This window comes from Streptococcus sp. HMSC065C01 (genome assembly GCF_001813525.1).
GTDB lineage: Bacteria > Bacillota > Bacilli > Lactobacillales > Streptococcaceae > Streptococcus > Streptococcus parasanguinis_V.
The window spans coordinates 44,852-55,250 of sequence record NZ_KV812833.1 but is presented as its reverse complement, the minus strand read 5'-3'; the positions used below and the strand labels follow the sequence as shown (position 1 = coordinate 55,250).

Annotated in this window: 12 protein-coding genes; 2 read left to right on the top strand and 10 right to left on the bottom strand. The window is 41.3% G+C overall.

Going from position 1 to position 10,399, the window contains the following annotated elements:
- The 7 genes from HMPREF2918_RS02375 to tsaB all read right to left on the bottom strand — a co-directional run.
- The coding region (locus tag HMPREF2918_RS02375) for a DUF443 domain-containing protein (RefSeq protein ID WP_070594482.1) at positions 1–646 on the bottom strand (646 nt) is incomplete at its 3' end.
- 94 nt (positions 647–740) lie between these two features.
- Positions 741–1,658: a hypothetical protein gene (locus HMPREF2918_RS02370; protein WP_256263176.1), complete on the bottom strand. Its 918-nt coding sequence runs from the start codon at positions 1,656–1,658 to the stop codon at positions 741–743.
- A 38-nt stretch (positions 1,659–1,696) separates the two neighbouring features.
- Positions 1,697–2,242, bottom strand: coding sequence for a hypothetical protein (locus tag HMPREF2918_RS02365; RefSeq protein ID WP_070594481.1), 546 nt, complete (start codon positions 2,240–2,242; stop codon positions 1,697–1,699).
- 13 nt (positions 2,243–2,255) lie between these two features.
- Positions 2,256–3,221: a hypothetical protein gene (locus HMPREF2918_RS02360; RefSeq protein WP_049486181.1), complete on the bottom strand. Its 966-nt coding sequence runs from the start codon at positions 3,219–3,221 to the stop codon at positions 2,256–2,258.
- A 137-nt stretch (positions 3,222–3,358) separates the two neighbouring features.
- The gene (gene tsaD / locus HMPREF2918_RS02355; RefSeq protein ID WP_049486182.1) at positions 3,359–4,369 is read right to left on the bottom strand and encodes a tRNA (adenosine(37)-N6)-threonylcarbamoyltransferase complex transferase subunit TsaD; all 1,011 of its coding nucleotides are present in this window, start codon (positions 4,367–4,369) and stop codon (positions 3,359–3,361) included.
- Complete coding sequence (rimI, locus tag HMPREF2918_RS02350) at positions 4,359–4,796, bottom strand: ribosomal protein S18-alanine N-acetyltransferase (protein ID WP_049483633.1); 438 nt, start codon at positions 4,794–4,796, stop codon at positions 4,359–4,361. Before rimI ends, tsaD begins: the two co-directional genes overlap by 11 nt.
- Positions 4,793–5,476 carry a tRNA (adenosine(37)-N6)-threonylcarbamoyltransferase complex dimerization subunit type 1 TsaB gene (gene tsaB / locus HMPREF2918_RS02345; RefSeq protein WP_070594480.1) on the bottom strand — a complete coding sequence of 228 codons (684 nt, stop codon included), beginning with the start codon at positions 5,474–5,476 and terminating at the stop codon, positions 4,793–4,795. The genes rimI and tsaB overlap by 4 nt, the downstream gene beginning before the upstream one ends.
- A gap of 292 nt (positions 5,477–5,768) precedes the next feature.
- Here tsaB and HMPREF2918_RS02340 point away from each other — a divergent pair, with 292 nt between their 5' ends.
- Positions 5,769–5,999, top strand: coding sequence for a DNA-directed RNA polymerase subunit epsilon (locus HMPREF2918_RS02340; RefSeq protein ID WP_003008866.1), 231 nt, complete (start codon positions 5,769–5,771; stop codon positions 5,997–5,999).
- Positions 6,000–6,002: 3 nt separating this feature from the next.
- The gene (gene rnjA, locus HMPREF2918_RS02335) at positions 6,003–7,685 is read left to right on the top strand and encodes a ribonuclease J1 (RefSeq protein ID WP_003003107.1); all 1,683 of its coding nucleotides are present in this window, start codon (positions 6,003–6,005) and stop codon (positions 7,683–7,685) included.
- Positions 7,686–7,937: 252 nt separating this feature from the next.
- On the opposite strand, the gene glnA is transcribed toward rnjA, so the two are convergent.
- The 3 genes from glnA to HMPREF2918_RS02320 all read right to left on the bottom strand — a co-directional run bounded on the left by glnA (position 7,938) and on the right by HMPREF2918_RS02320 (position 10,284).
- Entirely contained in the window at positions 7,938–9,284 is a 1,347-nt protein-coding gene (glnA, locus tag HMPREF2918_RS02330; RefSeq protein ID WP_003016943.1) for a type I glutamate--ammonia ligase, read from the bottom strand.
- A gap of 39 nt (positions 9,285–9,323) precedes the next feature.
- Complete coding sequence (locus HMPREF2918_RS02325) at positions 9,324–9,683, bottom strand: MerR family transcriptional regulator (protein ID WP_003008872.1); 360 nt, start codon at positions 9,681–9,683, stop codon at positions 9,324–9,326.
- A 67-nt stretch (positions 9,684–9,750) separates the two neighbouring features.
- Complete coding sequence (locus HMPREF2918_RS02320) at positions 9,751–10,284, bottom strand: FUSC family protein (protein WP_003008874.1); 534 nt, start codon at positions 10,282–10,284, stop codon at positions 9,751–9,753.
- Positions 10,285–10,399: the final 115 nt, after the last annotated feature.

The window sequence follows — 10,399 nt, the reverse complement described above, 5'->3', positions numbered from 1 at the left end:
TCTCTTCTACACTATCTAGCCTTAAATTTCCTGTTTTCGCTCCTAAAAGAACTGGAACTTTACCAAATTCGAAGGTCAATAGAAAAGCCGTAAGAATACCGCCTATCACCAAAAAGATCCCTTCTGTTCCATTGTTGGTGAATAAATACATGGCTAAACAGGCCAGTAAGACAACATTTAATAGATGGGCATCAAAAATTTGCTTTCTTTCTGGTATCGGTTTGAAAGTCACCCTGTATCTCTTCCTCGCTGTAGGAAATAGATTCTTAACCTTTTTACGAGCCTTTTCTATCGAAAATCGAAAGAACACAAAAGATATAAGTATGGCAACCACAAATAAGACTATCTTTAGAAAAATTTGCTGACTAATAGCATACTCACTGAATAGCTTTTTGAAGAGACTATAAACCACTCCCACAAATGGCTGAACTAGAATGGCTGCTGTTCCCCCATTTAATTTATTGATGGGTGTGCCTGGAATTTCAACTTTTTTATCTACTTCCATCATCTCAACAGTGATAGTTTCCGTCGGCAGCCCCCAATAATAGAGCTTAGGCTTCATGGTACTAGCATCTAACAGAAATTTTTTACCATCGTACTCTACCAGTTGGTGACAGAAAATACTTGTTTCTTTATATTCTAACATTCTACTTACTTCCTATATGCTTTCAACATAGCATCCTAGACGGTACCAACCTGATCAAATCCAACTTTCTTCTCCTAATGTTCCAGATGAAGCTTTACTCAGCCAATTCACCACCTTTTCCATTGTAGTATTGTTTAAACTCATCATAAGAACGAATTTCATGTTCTTGACCATCTATTGAGTACTGAGCTTCAATTTTTACCCCAGATAAGATATCCTGTCCTTTAGGTGCAAACCAATGAAGAAGAGTATCAAACCATTCCTTACTACTTAATAACTGTAATCTAGGATAAATCTCGTACTCGCCACTCAACATTTTCTCTTTGAATTCCGGATAAATTGCAAATAAATTGATATCTATATTTACATTCTTAGCCTGTTTCTGAAATTTAAATCCTGATTGAAGGTCAAAACCGGTATTCTTATCGATTAATTCCATTAAATTTGTATAGTCTATTATTTTTTCCTTAACTGCACTGCCCTCTGGGATGGCATATTTGCTATAGTATTTCTGTTCATCCAACTTGTAATAAATATTTTCCCCATCTCCAATTTTACGTTCCATTGCACTACGAGAATCATAATAGATGAGATCTACAACACTTACTCCACTATTAACATTTATTTGATAATCATAAATAAAGGCTTTTGGTGCTGTCTTTCGAATCTCGTCTAAAGCATTTACGGTTGTTTCTTTAAATTGATTGTCAATATCGTAATATCGGAATCCGACATACTCCCATTTTATTCTTTTATCGCTTTTTACATAGTCAAAACCAACCAGATACTTTCCATCAGCCAAAGTCAGATCCTTACTCAAAACAAATTGATTTTTCTCACCAAATAGCTGAACATCCTTGAGATTTCCTTCATGGATGACTTTAGTTGAGCTAGGTATTTTTTCAACAGAATTTTTCTTAGTCTCTGAAGGTTTAAAATAGAGTACTAAACCAACTACAATGATTGCCAGGAAAACCAGTTTCAAACTTAAAAATTTTTTCAATACGTCCACCTACTTTTCCAAAGGCCTCATGCCCATCAGAGATTTCCTTAATTACCGTTTTCCACTTCTTGAGATATGCTCTCCATCATATCGGGCCATTTGGATAATTGGTAATCAAATTTGAACATAAATATCACTATAAAACTAATCATCAAAAAGAGTGCTGCAATAGTTTCATTTCCGATGGCAAACAAAAGAATTGCGGCTACAGTTAGGAACCTAAAAAGATTGACCAGAAATGTAAAGTACACCTTCCGTCTCTTTAATGCCTTAATTAACTTCTTGCACTGATCCTCATCCAACTTGGATGGCTGTAATTTCAGGCTTGCATGGTAATATCGAATGATCCACGCAGCTAGGAAGTAGGAGATAACACCTAAAATCGGAATCGTTCCAAGTCGTACCAACTGATTGTCAAATATTCCAGCTTCCGCTAATCCATCCGAAATTTTGTTGATAATAAATAATGTAATAGGGAGCAATACATAAGACCAGTAGTTAGGAGAAGATGTCTCTTCTAGTAAGATTTTTTCCTCCCAATCAAAATGGTAATTCTTGTTCTCCCATATCCCTAAATTAATCATTGTTTGCATAACAACCTCTTTTTCACTCTCCTTGTATGTTTCCTATTTTATTGTAGAATTGTTTAAACTCATCATAGGAATGAATCTCATGTTCTTGGCCATCTATAGAATATTCTGCTGGTATTGTAACATTTTTAAATAAATTCGTTTTTTGATTCACTAAAAGTTTAAGTATAGGAATGTTCGTATCCACACTAGGTCTATCTACCAAAATCCCTATCATAGAATGATTTTCGGAAAATAAATCTTTAGTATTTGGGTACTTATCAAACATTACAGCATCGGGTTCAGGAAATTTTTTGGTTTTATCTAATGAGATTCTACGATCAGCCATTGTTAGCTGTTCATGAATAGGTAAAAATGAAATATAGTTGGTTGAATCATTCACAACTTCTTTTTCCGTTGTATCACCTTGATCAATTACCTTCCCTGATTGTAAATCAATGGATTTAATAATGTCCTTCTTATAATGATCCTTAGGACTTTTTAAGTATATATCCAACAATTCTTTGCCATTACTAATATAGATAACATTGTCAATTCTATCTGGTACATATGATTTGTTGTATTCACGAGTCATTTTAAAAAGATCATAATCCTTAGGAGTTAATTTCTTATTTTTTATATTGTATATAGTAATACCCCAATACTCTTTCCCATCCGGAATATTATGTTTCATATCATTAATATCCTTTAGTTTGTGGTATTCTTTAACAATTTTCGTTTTCCCAACAATTGGATAAGATCGTAACACACCCCCATTATTCTTTGTCATATAATAATCGAGTTTATTTTCATAATCCCATTTTGTAATGATAACTTTCCCATTTTCAATAAAATCATAATCAACAATTTTTTCTTTCAAATCAATAAACGTATATGGTTTTATATAAATAGAGATATAAGTCCTATAAGACAAAATCAATAAAAAGCCAATACCAATCATTACAAAGATTAGTTTTTTGACTCTATTCGGTACCTTTACCATTTTCTCTTTCTCTCCCTCACCAATCTTTCATTCCTTCTATCATACCGAATTTTCTTTCGACTCGCAAATCCGCTACTAGTTGGTGAGACCCCAGCAAAAAAGCCATTGGAATCGCACATCCAATTGGCTCCTTTTTCTTATTCAATTCCTTCAAAGGCTAGGCTTGGTTTGGCATTGAGGTCCCAGCCTGCGAAGTTTTCTTTGTTCCATTCACTGACACTGGCATAGGCAATCATCCCTGCATTATCCCCGCAGAGGCGTAGTGGTGGAATGATGACCTTAACATCGGTGATCTCAGAAGCCAAGCGTTCACGGAGACCTTGGTTAGCTGCAACCCCACCAGCGACGACTAGGGTTTTGACCGGATATTTCTCCAAAGCCTTCTTGGTCTTGGCCATGAGAATGTCTAAGACGGCTGCTTGGAAACTCGCTGATAGGTCTGCATTGGAGAGGCTTTCTCCTTTTTGCTCGGCATTATGGTGCAGATTGATAAAGGCCGATTTGAGTCCTGAAAAGGAGAATTCCAGATTGTCTTCCTTGATCATGGCCCGTGGAAAATCATAGATATCAGATCCTTGGTGGGCCAGCTGATCAATTTCACGTCCTGCTGGATAGGTCAAGCCCATGACGCGCCCGACCTTGTCATAAGCCTCTCCGACAGCATCATCACGGGTCTCTCCGACGATCTTATAATCACCCGCTTCACTGACGTAGACTAGCTCGGTATGTCCTCCACTCACCAGCAAGGCCAAAAGTGGAAACTCTAAGGGCTCCACGCTTTGAGCGGCCATCAAGTGCCCTGCCATATGATTGACAGGAATCAAAGGGAGTCCATGCGCCCAAGCAAAGGCCTTGGCTGCAGCTAAGCCGACCAAGAGAGCCCCAACCAGACCTGGACCGTAGGTGACAGCCACAGCTGTGACATCGGCTTCTGTAATGCCGGCTTCTTCTAAGGCTTCTTCAATACAAGCGGTGATGACTTCCACATGGTGACGAGAGGCTACCTCAGGCACTACCCCACCAAAACGCTTGTGACTTTCGATTTGACTGGCAATGACATTGGACAAGAGTTGGTCGTCATTTTTCAAGACAGCCACGCTGGTCTCATCGCAAGATGTCTCAAAAGCCAAAATATATCTATCTTTCATTCGGGTTCCTCTTCATGATCACAGCATCCTCTATGGGATCGTGATAGTAGTTTTTCCTCCGTGCAATTTCTTCAAAATGCATTTTTTTATATAGGCCTTGGGCCGGTTGATTGGACACACGCACTTCTAAGAAAATTTCTTTTTGGTCCGGCAACTGCGCGAGTAACTGCTGAGCTAGGCCTTGGCCTTGAAAGGCGCGCTTGACCGCAATCTGTAGGACCTCTGCTTCATAGAGAGTCTCTTGAATGGCGACAAACCCAAGGACTTGTTCTTCATCCACAGCTAGGAAATAGAAAATCGATTCCTGCTCTAAATCAGCTTCAATCTGCTCCAACTTCCAGGGACTAGCTTCATAGACATCTTCCATCACAGCGAGAATAGCGGCCGCATCCCGGCTGCTCCCTTTCCTGATTGTTCCTTTCATCATAGGCGCTTGATGTAAGAGGTCGTTGTTTCCGTGTGGTCTTTGAGCCAATTTTCCTCCGCTTCGACCTGTTTGAGATAATGAGGGACAAAATCATGGAGGCTAGCAGGCGCTTGTTTGAGACCGAGACGTCCGATTTTCACTGCATCTGGCAAGGTTTCATAGTAAGCAGCACTTGGCAGGCTAGAGGCAATCTGTTCCTTAAAGGCCGTGACCTCTCCGACAAAGGTGACCTGCTCACTTGTCGCTGCACGCTCTAGGACTTCCTCAAATGGAAAATGTCCTTCTGGTGCGACCAGTTGATCATCTTGGTAAAAACCTGCATAAACGTTGTTCCGACGGGCATCCATGACAGGAACTACCAAACCTTCTAGATCATCTGGCACTAAGGCTAAGAGGCTCGAAACCCCGACCAATTCAATCCCTAAGGTATGAGCCAAGGTCTTTGCGGTTGCGACTGCAATGCGCAACCCAGTGTAGCTCCCAGGACCTTCTGCCACCACGATGCGGTCCAAGTCCTTGGGTGTCAAGTCGATTTGTTGCATCAAAAAATCGATGACCGGCATCAAGGTGATACTATGATTTTTTTTAATAGTTAATGTTGTTTCTGCAAGTAGAGTCTCATCTTCTAAAATCGCTACAGAAAGAGCCTTACTCGAGGTATCAAATGCTAATAATTTCATTTCCTACTCCTCTTGAACTGGATTATATTATACTACAAATTCCCTTCAAATCCCAGCGAAACTCTCCTCTAGAGCGCAGGATTTTCCTATCCAAAACCGCTCAAAAGCTTCTCTATTATAGGTCTTTGCCTCTCTGACTTTTCCAGTCTATCTTTTACTTACAGGCGAATTTATGATATAATGATAATTAATTGTATCGAATCAGGTCCACTGGTTGCGAGTAGGAAACTCTAGTGATTGCACTCCTTCGCAGCTAACAAATGGACCGAAATAATGAAAGGAAAATTACTTCATGATTTACAAAGTTTTTTATCAGGAAACAAAAGACCGCAACCCTCGTCGTGAAACAACGCATGCACTTTATCTCGATATTGATGCACCAAACGAACGCGAAGGACGCATCCAAGCACGTCAATTGGTTGAAGCAAACACAGATTTCAACATTGAATTTATCACACCACTTTCTGAGCAACACCTTGCTTACGAGAAAGAGTCAGGTGCTTTTGAACTAACGGAGTACTAATCCATGGCTTATACCTTAAAACCTGAAGAAGTTGGTGTATTTGCCATTGGTGGACTTGGAGAAATCGGAAAAAATACCTACGGGATCGAATACCAAGATGAAATCATCATTGTCGATGCCGGGATCAAATTTCCAGAAGATGACCTCCTTGGGATCGACTATGTAATCCCGGATTACTCTTATATCGTTGACAATATCGATCGCGTCAAAGCGGTCCTCATTACCCACGGGCACGAAGACCACATCGGTGGGATTCCCTTCCTTTTGAAGCAAGCCAATGTCCCTATCTACGCTGGACCTTTGGCGCTTGCCTTGATCCGTGGAAAATTAGAAGAGCACGGCCTTCTTCGCGATGCCAAACTCTACGAAATCAACCAAAACACTGAGCTTCAATTTAAAAATCTTAAAGCAACCTTCTTCCGTACGACTCACTCTATTCCAGAACCTTTGGGAATTGTGATTCACACCCCTCAAGGAAAGATTGTCTGTACCGGAGACTTCAAGTTTGACTTCACACCTGTTGGTGAACCAGCTGACCTCCATCGCATGGCAGCTCTTGGAGAAGAAGGCGTTCTCTGTCTGCTTTCAGACTCAACCAACGCGGAAATCCCAACCTTTACCAACTCTGAAAAAGTGGTTGGTCAATCCATCATGAAGATCATCGAAGGGATCCACGGACGCATCATCTTTGCTTCCTTTGCTTCGAATATCTTCCGTCTCCAACAAGCTGCTGAGGCTGCTGTCAAGACCGGTCGTAAGATCGTCGTCTTTGGACGCTCGATGGAAAAAGCCATCGTCAACGGAATTGAGCTTGGCTACATCAAGGTCCCTGCTGGAACCATTATCGAGCCAAATGAGATCAAAGACTATGCGGCCAATGAAATCCTGATCATGTGTACAGGAAGCCAAGGAGAGCCGATGGCAGCCCTCTCTCGGATTGCCAACGGAACGCACCGCCAAGTGCAACTCCAACCAGGAGATACCGTGATCTTCTCTTCTAGTCCGATTCCTGGAAATACAACCAGTGTGAATAAATTGATCAATACGATTTCTGAAGCGGGTGTAGAGGTCATTCACGGGAAGATCAACAACATCCATACCTCTGGACACGGGGGGCAACAAGAACAAAAACTCATGCTCCGCTTGATCAAACCAAAATACTTCATGCCTGTCCATGGTGAATACCGGATGCAGAAGATCCACGCAGGACTTGCGCGTGATTGTGGAGTAGAAAAAGACAATATCTTCATCATGAGTAATGGTGATGTCCTCGCTCTAACAGCCAACTCTGCTCGGATCGCAGGAAGTTTCAATGCTCAAGATATCTATGTCGATGGAAATCGTATCGGTGAAATCGGTGCTGCTGTCCTTCGTGACCGGAGAGACCTTTCCGAAGACGGTGTCGTGCTTGCTGTTGCGACTGTCGACTTCAAATCGAAGATGATCCTGGCGGGACCAGACATCTTGAGTCGTGGTTTCATCTACATGCGTGAATCAGGAGATCTGATTCGTGAAAGCCAACGCATTCTCTTCAATGCTATTCGTATCGCCTTGAAGAACAAAGATGCCAATATCCAAACCGTCAATGGTGCGATTGTTAATGCCCTTCGCCCATTCTTATACGAGAGCACGGAACGTGAACCTATCATTATCCCAATGATTCTCACACCAGATGACGAAAATTAACAAAACAACCAGTTGAAACCACTGTTTCAACTGGTTTTATAGTAACCTTTTGAGGATCAAATAGAGAGTGGGACAGAAATTGGTCATTCGTTAGAATTCGATTTCGTCGTCCCACCTCCGCACAGTTGAGTAGGGCTGTAAAAGCTGATGAAACCAGTGTAGTAGAGCTCGCTCAACCACTGCGTCTTGCTCGACAAACCAAAAATAATTGAGAGGCTAGGACTTTTGTCCTAGCCTCTTTACTCTTGTTTCTTAATAAAGATCTAAATAGTTGTCTACTTCCCATTGAGATACGAAGGTCGCATAGCTTGCCCATTCGATTCGTTTGGCTTCAAGGAAGCTGGTGTAGATGTGCTCACCCAAGGCAGCTTTCACCACTTCGTCTTCTGTCAAGGCTTTCAAGGCATTGTGAAGGGTAGAAGGGAGATCTGTAATTCCAGCTGCTCTACGTTCTTCCGGTGTCATCACATAGATATTTTCTTCGATCGGAGCAGGTGCTTCGATTTTATTTTCAATCCCGTGAAGGCCAACTTCAAGCAAGACTGCCAAGGCTACATAAGGATTAGCCATTGGGTCTACGGAACGCAATTCTAAACGAGTTCCCATACCACGTGATGCTGGCACACGTACCAATGGGGAACGGTTGCGACCTGCCCAAGCGATATAAACGGGTGCTTCATATCCTGGCACCAAACGCTTATAAGAGTTAACCGTTGGGTTTGTCACCGCTGTAAAGTTATATGCATGCTTGATCAAACCACCCAAGAAGTGATAAGCTGTTTCTGACAATTGCATGCCCTTTGGATCTTCTGGATCAAAGAAGGCATTGTTGCCATCTTGGTCAAAGAGAGACATATTACAGTGCATACCTGATCCGGCAATTCCAAATTTTGGTTTGGCCATAAAGGTTGCATACAAGCCGTGTTTACGAGCGATGGTCTTCACAACGAGTTTAAAGATTTGGATCTTGTCACAAGCGCGAAGCACTTCGTCATACTTAAAGTCGATTTCATGCTGACCAACGGCTACTTCGTGGTGGCTGGCTTCTACTTCAAAGCCCATCTTGGTCAAGACATTTACGATTTCACGACGAGTGTTATCTGCAAGGTCTGTTGGAGCCAAGTCAAAATAGCCACCTTTGTCGTTTACTTCAAGAGTTGGATCTCCATTTTCATCCAACTTGAAGAGGAAGAATTCCGGTTCTGGACCAAGGTTAAAGGATTTGAATCCAAGCTCTTCCATATGACGAAGGGCACGTTTTAAGTTGCCACGTGGGTCTCCTGCAAATGGTTCCCCTTCTGTCGTATAGACATCACAGATCAAGCCAGCTACGCTACCATTTTCATCTCCCCAAGGGAAGACTGTCCATGTATCCAAATCTGGGTAAAGATACATATCTGACTCGTTGATACGGACAAATCCTTCGATAGAAGAACCATCAAACATGGCTTTGTTTGAAAGAACCTTGTCCAGTTGCTCATCGGTAGCTGGAATTTCGACGTTCTTCATGGTTCCCAAAATATCAGAGAACATCAAGCGAATAAAAGTAACATTTTTTTCTTTTACTTCACGGCGAATATCTGCAGCAGTAATTGACATTTTTGTCTCCTTAAAATAGATTACAAGCTTATGAAATGATCAACGAAATTGACCATATGGCGATGGGGAAGATGTGAAGCGACTTTGCTGAAGAATGTCACGATGAAGAGCCTTACGGATCTCTTCTTGACTGACAACCTTGGTTTGCTCTTGCTCTTTTTCCGCATATTTCTTCTTAATATCCGCAATATTGAAGCCATCTGAGATATAATCTTTGATCTCAAGCAGGCGGTCCATATCGTCCAACGAATACATGCGGCGATTGCCTTCTGTCCGATCAGGAGAAATCAATCCCTGATCTTCATAATAACGAATCTGGCGAGCTGTCAAGTCGGTCAGCTTCATAACACTTCCAATCGGAAAGACTGCCAGCGAGCGTCGTAATTCCTTTTCCTTCATACCATTCCTCTTTCTATTCTATTATATCGAAAAAAAAATCTATGTCAAGATTAAATGTTATATAATCTTACATAGGTTTTTTGTGTTTCTTGAGAAAATCGCGAATGCGATCCACATCCGAATTGACCAAAATCGCAACGAAAACACCAATAAAGGTCTCAAATATTCGGGCAAAAACATACAAGAAGGTTTCTCCGTTAGGAATCGAAAGGGTAATGATCAGCATTGCCGAAACTCCTCCGATAATTCCTGCTTTATTATTCATAGCGACATTTGTCATAATGGTTAACATGGTCGCAATGGGTACAAAAATAAGAGTCACCCAATACGCCCCATGAAAGAGCGTTTTTAAAAGGAAGAACAATACAGCATAAAAACCTCCGATACTGTTGCCCATGACACGCGAAGCCCCAAAGTGGACACTCTTATCAAAGTCTTCCCTCAAACTAAAAACAGCTGTCAACGTCCCGATCTGAAGGCCTCGCCAGCCAAATATTCCAAAAATAAGTAGTACAATAAAAACGGCAATCCCTGTTTTAAAGGTTCTCATCCCCAAACGGAATTTGGACCAATCAAATTTGTGTCGTTTAAAGTAATCCATGGTCACCTGTCTTTCTATTTCTATTATTCTACCATATTTTCAAAAAGGAGAGAACAGATATAAATAGAAAGAAAAAAGAGAGCGGGACAGAAATCGCTAATTCGTTAGAATTCGA

Bases quoted from the DNA above. Each gene is read 5' to 3' on its own strand.
- HMPREF2918_RS02365 (WP_070594481.1), bottom strand. From the start codon at position 2,242: ATGCAAACAATGATTAATTTAGGGATATGGGAGAACAAGAATTACCAT.
- HMPREF2918_RS02325 (WP_003008872.1), bottom strand. From the start codon at position 9,683: ATGAAGGAAAAGGAATTACGACGCTCGCTGGCAGTCTTTCCGATTGGA.
- rnjA (WP_003003107.1), top strand. From the start codon at position 6,003: ATGGCTTATACCTTAAAACCTGAAGAAGTTGGTGTATTTGCCATTGGT.
- HMPREF2918_RS02340 (WP_003008866.1), top strand. From the start codon at position 5,769: ATGATTTACAAAGTTTTTTATCAGGAAACAAAAGACCGCAACCCTCGT.
- tsaD (WP_049486182.1), bottom strand. From the start codon at position 4,369: ATGAAAGATAGATATATTTTGGCTTTTGAGACATCTTGCGATGAGACC.
- rimI (WP_049483633.1), bottom strand. From the start codon at position 4,796: ATGATGAAAGGAACAATCAGGAAAGGGAGCAGCCGGGATGCGGCCGCT.
- glnA (WP_003016943.1), bottom strand. From the start codon at position 9,284: ATGTCAATTACTGCTGCAGATATTCGCCGTGAAGTAAAAGAAAAAAAT.
- HMPREF2918_RS02320 (WP_003008874.1), bottom strand. From the start codon at position 10,284: ATGGATTACTTTAAACGACACAAATTTGATTGGTCCAAATTCCGTTTG.
- HMPREF2918_RS02360 (WP_049486181.1), bottom strand. From the start codon at position 3,221: ATGGTAAAGGTACCGAATAGAGTCAAAAAACTAATCTTTGTAATGATT.
- tsaB (WP_070594480.1), bottom strand. From the start codon at position 5,476: ATGAAATTATTAGCATTTGATACCTCGAGTAAGGCTCTTTCTGTAGCG.